This window comes from Burkholderia sp. AU45388 (assembly GCF_030481585.1).
GTDB lineage: Bacteria > Pseudomonadota > Gammaproteobacteria > Burkholderiales > Burkholderiaceae > Burkholderia > Burkholderia sola.
The window spans coordinates 1-15295 of sequence record NZ_JAUJPV010000027.1 but is presented as its reverse complement, the minus strand read 5'-3'; the positions used below and the strand labels follow the sequence as shown (position 1 = coordinate 15295).

15 protein-coding genes are annotated in these 15295 nt (G+C 68.6%); 13 read left to right on the top strand and 2 right to left on the bottom strand.

Annotated features, from left to right (window positions below):
- Nucleotides 1-329: 329 nt before the first annotated feature.
- From QZM72_RS30585 to QZM72_RS30540, 10 genes are all read left to right on the top strand, one after another.
- The gene (locus QZM72_RS30585; protein ID WP_089468558.1) at nt 330-1454 is read left to right on the top strand and encodes an ABC transporter permease; all 1125 of its coding nucleotides are present in this window, start codon (nt 330-332) and stop codon (nt 1452-1454) included.
- Complete coding sequence (locus QZM72_RS30580) at nt 1451-2365, top strand: ABC transporter ATP-binding protein (protein WP_089468557.1); 915 nt, start codon at nt 1451-1453, stop codon at nt 2363-2365. The genes QZM72_RS30585 and QZM72_RS30580 overlap by 4 nt, the downstream gene beginning before the upstream one ends.
- A gap of 17 nt (nt 2366-2382) precedes the next feature.
- Nucleotides 2383-3312, top strand: coding sequence for an MlaD family protein (locus QZM72_RS30575; RefSeq protein WP_089468556.1), 930 nt, complete (start codon nt 2383-2385; stop codon nt 3310-3312).
- Nucleotides 3313-3400: 88 nt separating this feature from the next.
- A complete protein-coding gene (locus tag QZM72_RS30570) occupies nt 3401-4024 on the top strand; it encodes an ABC-type transport auxiliary lipoprotein family protein (protein ID WP_089468798.1) in 624 nt (207 codons plus the stop codon).
- 43 nt (nt 4025-4067) lie between these two features.
- The gene (locus QZM72_RS30565; RefSeq protein WP_301739924.1) at nt 4068-5219 is read left to right on the top strand and encodes a VanZ family protein; all 1152 of its coding nucleotides are present in this window, start codon (nt 4068-4070) and stop codon (nt 5217-5219) included.
- 154 nt (nt 5220-5373) lie between these two features.
- The gene (locus QZM72_RS30560) at nt 5374-5691 is read left to right on the top strand and encodes a ferredoxin (protein ID WP_027785549.1); all 318 of its coding nucleotides are present in this window, start codon (nt 5374-5376) and stop codon (nt 5689-5691) included.
- A 13-nt stretch (nt 5692-5704) separates the two neighbouring features.
- Complete coding sequence (locus QZM72_RS30555) at nt 5705-6349, top strand: alpha/beta hydrolase (protein ID WP_301739923.1); 645 nt, start codon at nt 5705-5707, stop codon at nt 6347-6349.
- A gap of 490 nt (nt 6350-6839) precedes the next feature.
- Complete coding sequence (locus tag QZM72_RS30550; protein WP_089468552.1) at nt 6840-8150, top strand: D-alanyl-D-alanine carboxypeptidase family protein; 1311 nt, start codon at nt 6840-6842, stop codon at nt 8148-8150.
- A 48-nt stretch (nt 8151-8198) separates the two neighbouring features.
- The gene (locus tag QZM72_RS30545) at nt 8199-9125 is read left to right on the top strand and encodes a D-amino acid aminotransferase (protein ID WP_301739922.1); all 927 of its coding nucleotides are present in this window, start codon (nt 8199-8201) and stop codon (nt 9123-9125) included.
- Entirely contained in the window at nt 9125-9433 is a 309-nt protein-coding gene (locus QZM72_RS30540; RefSeq protein WP_011546305.1) for a YbeD family protein, read from the top strand. The genes QZM72_RS30545 and QZM72_RS30540 overlap by 1 nt, the downstream gene beginning before the upstream one ends.
- Before the next feature lie 19 nt (nt 9434-9452).
- Here QZM72_RS30540 and QZM72_RS30535 read toward each other — a convergent pair whose 3' ends face one another.
- Nucleotides 9453-10442, bottom strand: coding sequence for a transcriptional regulator GcvA (locus tag QZM72_RS30535; RefSeq protein ID WP_089468550.1), 990 nt, complete (start codon nt 10440-10442; stop codon nt 9453-9455).
- A gap of 102 nt (nt 10443-10544) precedes the next feature.
- On the opposite strand from QZM72_RS30535, the gene QZM72_RS30530 reads away from it, so the two are divergent.
- From QZM72_RS30530 to lipA, 3 genes are all read left to right on the top strand, one after another.
- Nucleotides 10545-10871: a DUF2917 domain-containing protein gene (locus tag QZM72_RS30530; protein WP_089468797.1), complete on the top strand. Its 327-nt coding sequence runs from the start codon at nt 10545-10547 to the stop codon at nt 10869-10871.
- Nucleotides 10872-10956: 85 nt separating this feature from the next.
- Entirely contained in the window at nt 10957-11712 is a 756-nt protein-coding gene (gene lipB, locus QZM72_RS30525) for a lipoyl(octanoyl) transferase LipB (protein WP_301739921.1), read from the top strand.
- Entirely contained in the window at nt 11705-12697 is a 993-nt protein-coding gene (gene lipA / locus QZM72_RS30520) for a lipoyl synthase (RefSeq protein WP_006477693.1), read from the top strand. Before lipB ends, lipA begins: the two co-directional genes overlap by 8 nt.
- A gap of 333 nt (nt 12698-13030) precedes the next feature.
- Here lipA and QZM72_RS30515 read toward each other — a convergent pair whose 3' ends face one another.
- On the bottom strand, nt 13031-14860 hold the full coding sequence (locus tag QZM72_RS30515; RefSeq protein ID WP_301739920.1) for a YadA family autotransporter adhesin: 1830 nt from the start codon (nt 14858-14860) through the stop codon (nt 13031-13033).
- Between the last annotated feature and the right edge of the window lie 435 nt (nt 14861-15295).

The following is a 15295-nucleotide window of genomic DNA, read 5'->3' as shown; positions in this document are numbered from 1 at the left end:
GCGCCGACGGCCTGAGGTGCGGCGCGTGAGAGTATCGAAAGGAAACGTGACGGAACAATGAAAGGTCGCGACGCCGGCCGCGAGCCGAGGTCCGCGTCGGTTCGGGCTGGTCCCGGCCAGCACCGGCCGGCACCGGCCCGGCGCCCGGGCTGAGCGCCCGAGCCCGGCGCCTCGATCGCGCGCCCCGCGTTCGGCGCCCCCGGCCCCGCGCCCCGGCTGCGCCTCCCGAGTTCGCGCCGCCGGCTGCGCAACCCGCCGAAATCCTCGCGTCGCGGCATCGGGCGGTTCGCTACAATGGCCGCTGTCATCCTTTTGCAAACAACCCGCCCTTGGACTTCGAGACTCCTCCCGGCCTGTCGGTCGATGCCGGCGGCCAGGGCCAGACGGTGCGCCTGACCGGACAGTGGACCGCGCTCTCGCTCGCGCGCAACCGCGGCGCCGTGGCGCGCCGCATCGCGAGCATCGCCAACGGGCGCGTGAGCGAATGGGATCTGTCCGGCATCGAGCGCCTCGACCACGTCGGTGGCCAGGCGCTGTGGCGCGTGTGGGGGCGCAAGCTGCCGGCCGGCGTCGCGCTGAGCGCCACGCAGCGCACGATCTTCGAGCGCATCGAACGCCTCGACAGCCAGCGCGAGGCGCCCGAGCGCATCGTGCGGTTCGATCCCGTCACGCGGCTCGGCCTGGCGATCTTCACGTTCGGCGAACACCTGCAGGGCGGCATCGCGATGTTCGGCCGCGTGGTCCTCGATGCGCTGTCGGTGCTGCGCCGCCCGCGGACGATGCCGTGGAAGGAAACCTCGGCGAACATCTACAGCGCCGGCGCGCAGGCGCTGCCGATCACCGCGCTCGTCGCGTTCCTGATCGGCATCGTGCTCAGCTACCTGTCCGCGCAGCAGTTGCAGATGTTCGGCGCGAACCGCTACATCGTGAACATCCTCGGGCTGTCGGTGATCCGCGAGCTCGGCCCCGTGCTGTCGGCGATCCTCGTCGCGGGCCGCTCGGGCTCGGCGATCACCGCGCAGATCGGCGTGATGCGCGTGACCGAGGAGCTCGACGCGATGCGCGTGATGGGCATCCCGCACGGGCTGCGGCTGATCCTGCCGCGCGTGCTCGCGCTCGGCGTCGCGATGCCGCTGCTCGTGATGTGGACCAACATCATCGCGCTGACGGGCGGCGCGCTCGCCGCGAAGCTGGTGCTCGGCATCGACATCAACTATTTCGTGCGCTCGCTGCCGGGCGTCGTGCCGATCGCGAACCTGTACATCGGGGTCGGCAAGGGCGTCGTGTTCGGCATGCTGATCGCGCTGGTCGCGTGCCATTTCGGCTTCCGCATCAAGGCGAACTCGCAGAGCCTCGGCGAAGGCACGACCACGTCGGTCGTGTCGTCGATCACGGTCGTGATCCTCGCCGACGCGGTGTTCGCGATCCTGTTCCAGAACGTGGGGCTCGGATGAACGCATCGAACGAACCGACCGCGCATGCCGCGGCGATCGGCGCCGGGTCGGTCGGCGCCGGGCCGGACGCGGCCGCCGATGCCGGCGACCTCGTGATCGAGGTGCGCAACCTGACCAAGCGCTACGGGCGCAACATCGTTCACCAGAAACTCGACTTCGACGTGCGGCGCGGCGAGATCGTGTCGATCGTCGGCGGGTCGGGTTCCGGCAAGACGACGCTCGTGCGCCAGATCCTCGGCCTCGAACGGCCAACGTCGGGCACGATCAAGGTGTTCGGCGAGGATACGGCGACGATCGACGATGCAAGCGCGCGGATGATGCGCACGCGTTCGGGGATGCTGTTCCAGCAGGGCGCGCTGTTCTCGTCGATGACGGTGTTCGACAACGTCGCGCAGCCGCTGCGCGAACTCGGCCGCGTGCCGCCCGACCTGCTGCACGACATCGTGATGCTGAAGCTCGAGATGGTCGGGCTGCCCTGCAAGCACGCGTCGAAGATGCCGGCCGCGCTGTCGGGCGGGATGGTGAAGCGGGTCGGCATCGCGCGCGCGATCGCGCTGGAGCCCGAGCTGCTGTTCCTCGACGAGCCGACGGCCGGCCTGGATCCGCAGGCGTCCGACGAATTCGTCGAGCTGATCGCGACGCTGCATCGCACGCTCGGGCTGACCGTCGTGATGGTGACGCACGACCTCGACACGATGGTCGCGCTGTCGACGCGCGTCGCGGTGCTGGCCGACCGCAAGGTGCTGGTCGCCGCGCCGGTCGAGGAGGCCGCGAACGTCGACCATCCGTTCATCCACGAATATTTCCTGGGGCTGCGCGGGCGCCGCGCATTGCAGGCGCTGCCGCCCGAGCGGCGCGCGAAGCTGCCGAAGGCGGCCCTCGAACCGGCGCTGTCGAGCGTCGAGCTGTAGAAGCAAGGAACCCGCGAATGGAAAACAAATCACATGCGTTCTGGGCCGGCCTGTTCACGATCGCGCTGACGCTCGCGATCGCGGGCACCGTGTTCTGGTTCAACGTCGACCGCACCGTGCGCGTGCCGTACGACCTGCTCGCGCGCACCAACGTGACGGGGCTGTTTCCGGACGCGGCCGTGCGCTTTCGCGGCCTCGACGTCGGCAAGGTGCAGTCGATCGGCTTCGATCGCACGCATCCGGGCCAGATCCGGATCCGCATCCTCGTCGATCACGACGCGCCGATCACGCAGTCGACCTACGGCAGCCTCGGCTTCCAGGGCGTGACCGGCATCGCGTTCGTGCAGCTCGAGGATACGGGGCGCGATCTGGCGCCGCTGCCGTCGTCCGCGAAGTCGATCGCGCAGATCCCGATGCGGCCGAGCCTGTTCGACCAGATCCAGGAGCGCGGCGACGTGCTGCTGCGGCAGCTCGAACTGGCCGCGAAGAGCGCGAACGCGCTGATGTCGCCCGAGATGCGCGAGCAGTTGCGCGCGACCGCCGAAAGCCTGCAGCACGCGGCCGACGGCGCCGCGACGCTGACGAAGCAGCTCGGCCCGGCCGTCACCGCGCTGCCGGAAACGATGCACGAGGTGAACCGCGCGATGGCGTCGGCGAATTCGCTGTTGCAGCCGAACGGGCCGCTCGTGTCGAACCTGAACAAGGCCGGCACGGCCGCCGAGCAGGTCGGCGTCGCGCTGAACGGCCTCAACGCGCGCGTGCAGTACGACACGCTGCCGCGCTTCAATGCGCTGGCGGACAGCGTCGGCGACGCGTCGCGGCAATTGAAGGACGTCGCCGGTGAACTTGGCCGCAACCCGCGCAGTCTGTTGTTCGGTTCGCCCGGCGCGGCGCCGGGGCCCGGCGAAGCGGGCTTCGTCTGGCCGGGCGCGACGGCCGGGAAGTGACGCCCGGAGGCCGCCTGTCGACCGTCCGGCCGGAAACGGCCGGGCACTGACGCTCATCGAAACCGCAAATCTCATGCAGGAACACGCCATGCCACGAATTCTTGACCGCGCGCTGCGCCCGGCCGCGGCCGCGCTGGCCGTACTGACGCTCGCACTCGCGGCCGGCTGCGCCGGCAACGACGCGGTGCTGTCGAACATCCGCTACGACCTCGGGCCCGCATCGTCGGTGACGACCGCCGGTTCGGGGCCCGCGCTGAAGGTGCTCGACGTCGCCGCGCCCGACGCGCTCGATTCCGACAAGTTCGCGTACCGCCTCGCGTACGCCGATGCGCAGCACGTGGCCGTCTATCGCGACAGCCGCTGGACCGCGCCGCCCGCGCAGTTGCTCACGCAGCGGCTGCGCGGCGCGCTGTCGTCGCGCGGGACGGTGCTCGAAGGCGCCGACGGCGTGCGTGCGCCGACGCTCAAGGTCGACCTGAGCGAATTCGAACAGGTCTTCGACGGGCAGTCGCAAAGCCACGGCGCGGTGACCGCGCGCGCGACGCTGATGCAGGACGGCAAGGTGCTCGGCCAGCGTACGTTCGTCGCGCGCGCGCCGTCGAGCACGCCCGACGCGGCCGGCGGCGCGCGTGCGCTCGCGGCGGCCAGCGACGAACTCGTGTCGCAGATCGCCGCGTGGGTCGGCGTGCAGGCGTACGCGGGCACGCCGTGACGCCCGACGTGCAGCCGCGATCGCATCCGCGATTGCATCCGCGATGAACGTGCCGGGCACGCATCGCGCGTCGCCGCTCGCACGGCAGGCGTTTGCCGCCTATGCGGCGCTGATCGTCTATGCGTCGCTGTATCCGTTCGAAGGCTGGGTGTCGCTCGGCATCGGCCCGTTCGATTACCTGTTCGCGCCGATGCAGCGCTACGTGACCGCGTTCGACGTGGTCACGAACGTGCTCGGTTATCTGCCGTTCGGCGCGCTCGGCGTGCTCGCGCTGCACCCGCGCTGGCGCGGTGTGGCCGCGACGCTGATCGCGGGCGGGCTCGGCGTGCTGCTGTCGGGCACGATGGAAGCGCTGCAGACCTACCTGCCGACGCGCGTCGCGTCGAATCTCGATCTCGGCGCCAACGCGCTCGGCGCGCTGCTGGGCGCGGCGCTCGCCGCGCCGGCCACCGGCGCGCTGCTGGACCGCGGCGCGCTGCGCCGGCTGCGTTTCGCGTGGCTGGAGGCCGACGGTTCGACGCCGCTGCTGCTCGCCGCGCTGTGGCCGTTCGCGATCGTGTTTCCGTCGCCGTTCCTGTTCGGCATCGGCGACTGGCCGGCCGCGCTGTGGGAGCGCGCCGACGCGTCGATGCAGGACGCGCTGCTCGCCTGGCTGCCGGCCGCGTGGCACGTCAGCGAATGGCCCGAGCGGGTCGACGGCTGGCTGTCCGATTCCGCGTGGGAAGCGGTGCTCGGCGGGCTGATGCTGTTCGCCGCGCTGGCGATCGCGTCGCTCGCGATGCGCCCGCGTGCGCCGCGCATCCGGCTGCTGATCGCGCTGGTGGTCGCCACGCTCGTGCTGAAGGCGGCCGCGACGTTCATGCAGTCGGCCACCGGCCTCGTCGTCGTGTGGGCGACGCCCGGCGCGCGGCTCGGCATCGAGCTCGGTTTCGCGGCGGCGCTCGTCGCGTTGCGCGTGCCGGCGACGTGGCGCGCGCTGCTCGCCGCGCTCGCGCTGCTGGCCGGCGTCGCGCTCGTGAACCTGCTGCCGGTCAACCCGTTCTTCGACTTCACGCTGTCGGGGTGGCGGCAGGGCCGCTACGTGCATTTCAACAGCATCGCGCGCTGGCTCGCATGGATCTGGCCCTACGCGGCGCTGATCTGGCTCGGCCAGCGGGTCGAGCACGCGTGGCTGCCGGCCGTGCTGCGCCGCTGACACGGCAGCCCGGGCCGCACGGCGGCGGCCGTGCCGCGGGCAGCCGCGTGCGCCGCTCGCTATAATCGTCCGCATCCTCCGTTGCCCGTTCGTGCAGCGGCAATCCATCGCCCCTCTTTGCGCACGGCCTCGTGCCGGCCCGCTCGTCACCATCATGGATTCCTACTACCAGCACCACGTCTTCTTCTGCCTGAACCAGCGCGATCCGGGCGCCGAGCGCCCGAGCTGCGCGCAATGCAATGCGCAGACCATGCAGGAATACGCGAAAAAGCGCGTGAAGGAACTCGGTCTCGCGGGGCCCGGCAAGGTTCGCATCAACAAGGCCGGCTGCCTCGACCGCTGCGAGGAAGGGCCGGTGATGGTCGTGTATCCGGAAGGCACGTGGTACACGTACGTCGACCAGGCCGACATCGACGAGATCGTCGAATCGCACCTGCGCGACGGCAAGGTCGTCGACCGCCTGAAGATCTGAGCGGGCCGGCCGAATGAACGTTCATACGCAGAAATCGCTGATCGCGGGCCCGATCGGCCGGATCGAAATCGCGGTCGACCTGCCCGACGCCGTGCGCGAAGGCGGCACCGTGCCGCGCGGCATCGCGCTCGTCGCGCATCCGCACCCGCTGTTCGGCGGCACGATGGACAACAAAGTCGCGCAGACGCTCGCGCGCACGCTCGTGCAACTGAACTACGTCGTCTACCGGTCGAACTTCCGTGGGGTCGGCGCGACCGAAGGCGTGCACGACAACGGCACGGGCGAGGCCGACGACCTGCTCGCGGTGCTCGCGCACATGCGCGCGCAGCCCGCGTACGCGGACCTGCCGCTCGTGCTCGCGGGCTTCTCGTTCGGCACCTTCGTGCTGTCGCACGTCGCGAAGCGCCTGCGCGACGCGGGCGAGACGATCGAGCGGATGGTGTTCGTCGGCACGGCCGCGAGCCGCTGGCAGGTGGCCGACGTGCCCGAGAACACGCTCGTGATCCACGGCGAAACCGACGACACGGTGCCGATCGCGTCGGTGTACGACTGGGCGCGGCCGCAGGAGCTGCCGGTCGTCGTGATCCCCGGCGCCGAGCATTTCCTCCATCGCAAGCTGCACGTGCTGAAGCGCATCATCGTCGACGCGTGGCGTTAGCCCGCTTGCGGGCGCCGGCGCAAGCGCCGGCGGCCCGTACCGCGCACCGGCGCCCGGCCGGACGATGCGCGACCCTTCCCGAAGCTTCATGCGACATCGCGCCGCCTGCCGCCGGCGGCGCAACCCGGCTTGCACGCCGCCTGCGGCCGCCTTTCACGCGGCTTCGAGCACGCGCGCCCGCCGCATTCCCGTGCCATGCTCTCGCAACGGGTAGTCGGGCGTTCGCGGCCGGGTTCGCAAAAGCGCCGTGCGCGGCCACGTATAATGGCCGCTTTCGCGTTGCCCGCGGCCCGGCTGGGCCCATGCGGCGCTCGTTTCGCCGCCTGTCCGCCCGCTCGCGACGGCCGCGAACCGAACGCGCCCGCACGAGTCCAACCGGCGCGTTTCGCGTCGCCCGACGGTATCGGGCGAATGCCCGACACGCCCGCCGCCTTGCCGTTCAACCCTGCGCGTTTCGCACCGCACTTTCTGCCATCAGCCTGAATCGATCATGCGTCTGTCTTCCCAAGGCCTCAAGTCCCTCGCTTCCTCCATCGCCTTCAGCACGGCCGCGCGCAACGTCGCGCTCGGCGTGATGCTGCCCGTCGCGCTCGCATCGACGATCGTCGTCGCCGAGGCGAAGCCGGCCGCCAAGGCCAAGGCCGCGCATGCGGCGCCGGCCGCCGAGCAGTCCACCGGCGCGCCCGCGACCTACATGCCGGGCGCGGTGCCGCCGCCGGGCGTGAACGCACGCTCGTGGGTGCTCGTCGACGCGACCAGCAACACGGTGCTCGCATCGGGCAATGCGGACGAACGCGTCGAGCCGGCGTCGCTGACGAAGCTGATGACGGCCTACCTCGTGTTCGAGGCGCTCGACAAGAAGAAGATCTCGATGGAGCAGATCGTCACGCCGAGCGACGCGGTGCGCCGCGTCGGCCGCGACGAGTCGCGCATGTTCATCGAGGCGAACAAGCCGGTGTCCGTGCACGACCTTGTGTACGGGATGATCATCCAGTCGGGCAACGACGCCGCGATCGCGCTGGCCGAACTGGTCGGCGGCAGCGAAGGGCAGTTCGTCACGCTGATGAACGACGAGGCGGCGCGCCTCGGCATGAAGGGCACGCACTTCGCCGACGTGAACGGCATGCCCGACCCGAACCACTACACGACGGCCGGCGACCTCGCGAAGCTGTCGGCCCACCTGATCCGCGATTTTCCGCAGTACTACGGCATCTTCTCGGAGAAGGAATTCAAGTACAACAACATCCGCCAGGGCAACCGCAACCGGCTGCTGTGGCTGGATCCGACCGTCGACGGCCTGAAGACGGGCCACACGCAGGCGGCCGGTTACTGCCTGATCGCATCGGCGAAGCGCGCGATCCCGGGCGTCGACGGCCAGCGCCGCCTGGTGTCGGTGATGATGGGCGAGCCGAAGGAAGGCGACCGTACGCAGGACAGCATGAAGATGCTGAACTACGGCTACAGCGCGTTCGATTCGGTGCGCCTGTTCAAGGGCGGCCAGGCGATCTCGACGCCGCGCGTCTACAAGGGCAAGGACAACACCGTGCAGGTCGGCGTGACGGCCGACCAGTGGGCGACCGTGCCGCGCGGCCTCGGCGACAAGGTCAAGACCGAGGTCGACGTCAACGCGCCGCTGATCGCACCGCTCGCGCAAGGCCAGCAGGTCGGCACCGTGAAGATCGTCGCCGACGGCAAGACGCTGTCCGAATTCCCGGTCGTCGCGCTGCAGGCGGTGCCGGAAGCGGGTATCTTCGGACGTATCTGGGACTCGATCCTGCTGATGTTCAGCAAGAAGAAGTAAGCACGACGGGCCTTTGTTTTCACGACTTCATCCCCATCTGTCACAGCCATGAGCCAAGCCGAATTCGAACCGATCGTCTACCTCAGCGTCTCGGCGCAGGAGGAACTGGTACCGCTGTCCGAAGCCCGTGTGCCGGTGCTCGACCGCGGGTTCATCTTCGGCGACGGCGTGTATGAAGTCGTCCCCGTCTATGCGCACGACGGCGCGCACGTGCCGTTCCGGATCGAACAGCATCTGGAGCGGCTCGCGCGCAGCCTGAAGAAGATCGGCATCGACGATCCGCACGACGCGGCCGGCTGGCGCGCGCTGATCGAGCGGGTGGTCGCGGCGAACGCCGAGGGCCTCGGCGACGGCAACGCGCTCGTCTACCTGCAGGTGACGCGCGGCGTCGCGAAGCGCGGCCACGCGTTCCCGGCGAACGCGGTGCCGACGGTGTTCGCGATGGCGAGCCCGCTGCGGCTGCCGTCGGAAGCGGAGCGCGCGAAGGGCGTGCGCTGCGTGACGGCCGAGGATCGCCGCTGGCTGCATTGCGACATCAAGTCGATCTCGCTGCTCGGCAACGTGTTGATGGCGCAGCATGCGGCCGAACGCGACGCGTTCGAGACGATCCAGCTGCGCGACGACAACGTGACCGAAGGCTCGTCGTCGAACGTGTGGATCGTGAAGAACGGCGAGCTGTTCGCGCCGCCGCGCAGCAACAAGATCCTCGAAGGGATCCGCTACGCGCTGGTCGAGCAACTGGCCGAAGAGTGCGGGATCCGGTTCGTCGCGCGCGAGATCAGCGAGGTCGAGCTGCGCTCGGCCGACGAGATCATGCTGACGTCGGCCACCAAGGAAATCCTGCCTGTGACGTCGCTCGACGATCTGCCCGTGCAGGGCGGCAAGCCGGGCCCGGTATTCGCGGCGCTGTATGACGCGTACCAGCGTGCGAAGGCACGCGAGTTTGAAGAGTTTGACCTAACCCGGAGAAAATGATGAGCGAACCGACCAAAACCGTCGAGGTCACCGGCGCGATCGAGACCCGGAAGGAGTCGCTGCTGGAGTTTCCGTGCGATTTCCCGATCAAGATCATGGGCAAGGCGCACCCCGAATTCAAGGACACGATCTTCAAGGTCGTCGCCGTTCACGACAACGAGATCGACGTCGAGAAAATCGAGGAGCGCGCATCGAGCGGCGGCAATTACACGGGCCTCACGATCACCGTGCGCGCGACGAGCCAGGAACAGCTCGACAACATCTACCGCGCGCTGACCGGCCATCCGATGGTCAAGGTCGTTCTTTAAGCGCCCATTCGGCGCGGGGTCAGCGCAAACGGCCGCTGATCCCTTTCCATCCTCCCTCCAGCGCGCACTCGGCGGGGCATTTCCCCGCCGCGCGCCGCGCGTCCAGCTCGTCGCACAGCCGCTTGTATTCGGCGACTTCCTCGAAAAGCCAGGTCCTGAACGCCTGCACGCGCGGCGTGTTCAAGAGCGGCGGCGGACACACGAAAAAATAGTGCCACGGGCTCGGCCCGTCGATGTCGAACAGGCGCACGATGCGCCCGTCGAGCAGGTCGTGCACCGCGAGCGAGCGGCGCACCAGCGCGATGCCCTGGCCTTCGATCGCGGCCAGCAGCAGGTTCGACGAATCCTGGTACAGAATCCCCCGTTTCGGCTCGGTCAGCGTATCGAGCCCGGCCGCGTCGAACCACGGCCGCCACAGCTCGTCGTCCGAGCGCAGCAGCGGGTAGTGCGCGAGATCGGCGGGCGTCTGCGGCAGCTTGCCGCCGTTCAGCGTCGGCGCGCACGCCGGAAAGAACACCTCCTCGAACAGCGGCTCCACGTGCAGCCCCGGATAGCTGCCGAAGCCGAAGCGGATCGCGAGATCGACGTCGTCGCGCGCGAAGTCGGTGAGCGAGTTGGTCGACTGCAGCTCGACGTCGATTTCAGGGTGGCGCTCGATGAACGTGCCGATGCGCGGCGTGATGAAGCGCGCGGCGAACGACGACAGCATCGAGACCACCAGCCGCCGGTCGCGGTCGCTCGCGCGCACGTCGCGTGTCGCGTCGGCGATCGCCATCAGCGCGGTGCGGATCTGCTGCGCGTAGCGCATGCCGGCGTCGGTCAGGCACAGCCGCTTGCCGTTGCGCGTGAACAGCTGCACGCCGAGCTCTTCCTCGAGCGCGCGCACCTGGTGGCTGACCGCGCCGTGCGTGACGAACAGCTCGTCGGCGGCGCGCGAGAAGTTCTCGTGGCGGGCGGCGGCTTCGAACGCGCGAATCGCGTTCAGCGGCGGCAGCTGGCGGAGGTCCATTTGCTAATTTTCCTCACATCGACGTGAAAATTGGTCGTTTGGTCGGACACCTTCAAGTGACTAGGATTGTAGTCATCGAAGCACTTATTGGCGGAGTCGATCATGCAAGAAATCTCTTCAAGCATCACCTTCGAAATTCCCGCGGGCGAGACCGTGCCGATGAAGGTGCAACGCAGCACGCGGCTGGTCGTCCAGTGCGGGCCGGTGTGGGCGACGCGCAGCAACGACGTCGACGACTACTTCCTGGCCGACGGCGAGACGCTGAAGCTGCGCCGCGGCGAGCGGCTGTGGCTCAGCGCGGAAGGTCGCGAGGGCGCACGTGTCGCGTTCTCGGTGTCGCGGCCGCCGCGGGAAGTCGCGCTCGGCGGGCTGTCCCGGCTGCGCGAACGCGTGAGCGCGCTGCTGCACGACGGCTGGCGCACCGTCTGACCATCGTTTCATCCGACGGATATCGGCGATCCGTCCCCCCATCCAAGGCCGGCGAGACCCACGGGTTTTCGGTAAACTACCGCCCATGTCCGTTTCGCCGGTTTCCATCGTGTCCACGCCTGTCGCCGTTTCCGCATCGCCCGCCGGAGTCCCGGATCAGCCGGCCCAGCCGGTCACCGTGCGGTGGCGGGGCCGCGAGGCGTACGAGGCGAGCTTCGACGCGATGCGCGCATTTACCGACACGCGCACGGCCGATACCGGCGACGAGATCTGGGTGGTCGAGCATCCGCCCGTCTACACGCTCGGCCAGGCCGGCGACCCGGCGCACCTGCTGGTGGCCGACAGCGGCGTGCCGCTCGTGAAGGTCGACCGCGGCGGACAGATCACCTATCACGGCCCCGGCCAGATCGTCGTCTACCTGTTGCTGGACCTGCGCCGGCGCAAGCTGATGGTGCGCACGCTCGTGACGAAGATCGAGGCGGCCGTGATCGAAACCCTCGCGGCGTATAATCTCGCTTCGGTCCGCAAGGCGGGCGCGCCCGGTATCTACGTGGCATCCGGCGTGCACGAAGGCGCGAAAATCGCGGCCCTCGGCCTGAAGATCCGCAACGGCTGCAGTTATCACGGGCTGAGCCTGAACGTGAAGATGGATCTGCGCCCGTTTCTCGCGATCAACCCGTGCGGCTATGCCGGACTCGAAACCGTCGACATGGCGAGCCTCGAGGTTGCTGCCGACTGGAACGACGTCGCCCACACGCTGGTGAGCCGTCTGATCGCCAACCTCGACGGCGCATCCGCGGCCGCCGACAAGCCGCACGCACTGGAACAATCGAATGACTGACGTTACCGCTTCTCCCGCACCGGCCGATACGGCCGCGACCCCGGCCTACGATCCGACCGCCAAGCAGAAGGCGCAGGCGAAGACGGCACGCATCCCGATCAAGGTCATTCCGATCGAAAAGCTGAAGAAGCCCGAGTGGATCCGCGTGAAGGCGGCCACCGGCAGCTCGCGTTTCAACGAGATCAAGACGATCCTGCGCGAGCACAACCTGCACACCGTGTGCGAGGAAGCGAGCTGCCCGAACATCGGCGAATGCTTCGGCAAGGGCACCGCGACGTTCATGATCATGGGCGACAAGTGCACGCGCCGCTGCCCGTTCTGCGACGTGGGCCACGGCCGTCCCGATCCGCTCGACGCCGATGAACCGAAGAACCTCGCGCGCACGATCGCCGCGCTCAAGCTCAAGTACGTGGTGATCACGAGCGTCGACCGCGACGACTTGCGCGACGGCGGCGCCGCCCACTTCGTCGAGTGCATCCGCGAAACGCGTGCGCAGTCGCCGGACACGCGCATCGAGATCCTGACGCCGGACTTCCGCGGCCGTCTCGACCGTGCGATCTCGATCCTGAACGCCGCGCCGCCCGACGTGATGAATCACAACCTCGAAACGGTGCCGCGTTTGTACAAGGAAGCGCGTCCGGGTTCGGACTACGCGCACTCGCTGAAGCTCTTGAAGGACTTCAAGGCGCTGCATCCGGACGTCGCGACGAAGTCGGGCCTGATGGTCGGCCTCGGCGAGACCGAAGAGGAAATCCTGCAGGTGATGCGCGACCTGCGCGCGCACGACGTCGACATGCTGACGATCGGCCAGTACCTGCAGCCGTCCGAGCACCACCTGCCGGTGCGGGCGTACGTACATCCGGATACGTTCAAGATGTACGAGGAAGAGGCGTACAAGATGGGCTTCACGCACGCGGCCGTCGGCGCGATGGTGCGCTCGAGCTATCACGCCGACCTGCAGGCGCACGGGGCAGGGGTGGTTTGATTGCTCGCCGACGCTCCGCGCATAAAAAGACCCGCTTCGCGGGTTTTTTTATGCATTTCTTTGGCTCGCTATCGTGACGCAGCGAAGCATCGGCTTCTAGCGCAGCGCAATTTCGTCAGCGTTCCCAGGATCGCGATCGCGTGGCTGTTCGATCTGGCGAGGCGGTGGGTCGAGCGGCGGGTCGTGCCGGGGAAGGAGCGGGGGTAGGCCGTACGGGCTGCACGGACGCGGGCTGGCGCCCGTATCGAGAAAGCAAGGGGGCCGGGTTCGTATCGATCGAACCTCGGCCCCTGTCGTTTAACGGTCTAACGCGAAGGGTGTCGCCGTGGCGAGTTAAAAGCGATAGCCAGCGCCGGCGCCCACCGCGACCGTGCCGCGAGTATTGGTCGACCCGGACGCCTTGATCACCCAGCGCCCGTTGCGGGTGGCGGTCGACAGGCCGAACGCGACGGCCGATTGCCCGCTGTAGGTGCCGCCGGCGACCGCGACCATGCTTTCACCCGCCAGCGACGCCTGCGGCAGGTTCGCGATCGCGACCGCCGACGCGATCCCGCCGCTTGCATCGCGTCGATAGTGATCCATGTCGGATCGCACGCTGCCGATGCGGTCGTTCAGTTGCTGCACGTTCACGGCATCGGTCGGCGCGGTGCCGGCCGCCACGTTGGTGATCTGCCGCTCCTGCCCCGGTGCGCCGACGGACACCGTGTTGTCGCGATCGGCGACCGAATTGTTGCCGAGTGCAAGCGAATTCTGCCCCGACGCGGTCGCGTTGTTGCCGATCGCGAGACTGCCGTTACCGGATGCGGTCGAGTCCTGGCCGAGCGCCATCGAGTTCGAGCCGGTCGCACCGGAGCCGTCGCCCAGCTGCGCCAACTGGTTGCCGTGCTCGTCGCTCGGCGGCCGGGGAGTCGGGTCGACCCGCTCGATGTTCTTGATGCGTGTGTCGAGCGATTCCAGCCGCGTGTCGAACTGCTGCTGCATCGAGAAGAGCTGCCCGCCGTTGACGGCCTGCATGCTGCTCGCCGCGATCGCGCCTGCCTTGACGTTGTCGAGCAAGGTGCCGCCGACGCCGCCGAGCGTTGCGCGATCCAGCGTCAGGTCGTCGTACACGAGCGCGCCGAGCGCCTTGCCGTTCGGATCGATCAGCCCGGTCGCCTTGAGCTGCGCGACCGTCACGGCATCGGTGTCGCCGGTGCCGTTCGACAGGCCGGTCAGCGTGCGCGTGCCGTCCGTGCCGGCGACGCTGACCGACGTGCCGCCCTTGTCGGCGCCGATCGAGATCGCGAGATTCGCCGGATCCTGCCGGACGAGGCCGGTCGTGCCGTTGTCGAGCCGCGTGCCGAGATCGGTGACGTCGTTGCGGATCGACGTCACGTTGTTTTCGACGGTGGTGACACGGCCGTCGATTGTCGTGACGCGTCCGTCGAGTTGGGTCAGCGCACCGCCGACGTTGTTGAACGATTGTCCGTCGACCGTGTAGGTCGGGCCGCGCACGGTTCCGTCGGCGTTGACGGCCGCATCGCCGCCGAGCGCGGCGACGACGGGCTTCAGCTGCGACAGGTTGGTTCCGTCGGTGTCGCGGGTGCCGGCGCGAAGATTCACGAGCTGGCGCTCGCTGCCCGTATCGCCGATCGATACGGTGTTCGTGCGGTCGGCGACGCTACCCTGGCCGAGCGCGACCGCGCCGTTGGCGGTGACCAGCGACTCCGCGCCGAGCGCGACGCCGCGGACCGCCTGGACGCTCGATGAGGAGCCGAATGCGCTTGAGCGGTCGCCCACGACGGACGACGACACGCCGAACGCGCTCGAGCGGTCGCCCCGGACATGCGCCCCTTCGCCGATGGCAATGGTCGAGCGCCCGTTCGCCTCGGCTTTCGCGCCGATCGCGATCGCCGAGTAATCCCCGCCGGTCTCGCCATTCGCCTGTGCACCCGTTCCGATTGCGATCGAGCCGGCCCCGGACGCGGTGGGCGTGCCACCCGTGCCGTCGTTGACCACCAGATTGTCCAGAATCAGGTCGGCGGCATGGCCGTAGCACGGCGCGAGCGCGACGAGGGCGAACGCGAGCGCCGACAGGCGGACGGAGGGCGCGGGTTGCCGCTTGGGTGCCGCATGGGAGCGGACGCGCGCGGTTCGGGAGGGTGAGGCGAAGGTACGTGACATTTAATCGCAGTCCTGATCGATACGATGTATGACGCAGCGGGCTGACGCATACGTGGCTTGGTCGAAAGGCGCGGGGCGAGGTGTTGTTGCTCGTGAGCGGAAAACCGCGATCACGTAGCCCCGACGTGAGCGAGCGACTATACGGACGGACGCGGGCGCCGTCGATCAGACCGGTACGAAATTGATTTAGCGTGGATAGGCCACGCTACGGTTGCGCGATGGCGGGGCGGCGTGAATGCCGGGATGGGGGGCGGAGCGCTCACGCAGCGCGCGGCCACGGACGGCGCGCGAACGGAGAGACGACAGGAGAACCTGTCCGCATTTTTGTGGGCGAGGCGGTTGAACAACGTGTTACCCACGCGCCTGCATAAATCGCTCTCCGAACAGGATAGCAAACTGATTCATTGCTGATTTCCAGTCGAATGCGGACCGCAC